Origin of the sequence: Paenibacillus sp. OT2-17 (assembly GCF_009827695.1) — a bacterium.
Lineage (GTDB): Bacteria > Bacillota > Bacilli > Paenibacillales > Paenibacillaceae > Paenibacillus > Paenibacillus polymyxa_B.
In genome coordinates this window covers 1-577 of sequence record NZ_WUDQ01001032.1, presented here as the reverse complement: position 1 = coordinate 577, position 577 = coordinate 1, and the positions used below count along the sequence as shown (strand labels likewise).

The window sequence follows — 577 nt, the reverse complement described above, 5'->3', positions numbered from 1 at the left end:
TTCCTGTTCCTGTACCTGCTTCGATCAGCAGATGCTTGTCTTCACTCAGTGCCTGATTTACACCCTCAATCATCTGTATCTGCGCCTCGCGCTCCTCATATTGGCTCAAGGATGAACGCAAATTGTCCCGCACATCATCCATGTACTCCTCAAAGAAAACACCTGAAAGTGGATTCGGGTCATCTTCTCTACGCGGTGCAGCTAGCTCCGTCCAATCTTCCACTTTTAGCGCAAGCTGACGAAAAAACTGATGTCCCTCCAAATCCTGAATAGGATCAAGCTCTTTCTCTTCACGCACCCCATCAAGAAACCATCCAAGGTCACTGTCTTCCTCTGCAAACAAATCACTAAGCCGCTGTATCGTTATCAGAGGTAATGCTTGAAGTTCACCCAGACACTTTAAAAACACCTCAGCCGTAGCCAACGCGTCGCTGTCTGCTTGGTGAGGGCGATCATGCGCCAGCCCGAACTCAGAAGACACAAAACCCAACTGATACGAAGATAGCGATGGAAACATAATTTTCAGAAAATCCATTGTATCCAAGATTCTTCCGCTAAACGGCAAATATCCGCACCG

General features: G+C 47.7%; 1 protein-coding gene. It reads right to left on the bottom strand.

Features of this window, described 5'->3' with window-relative positions:
* The coding region (locus GRP75_RS28890; RefSeq protein WP_272917264.1) for an exonuclease domain-containing protein at positions 1-577 on the bottom strand (577 nt) is incomplete at both ends.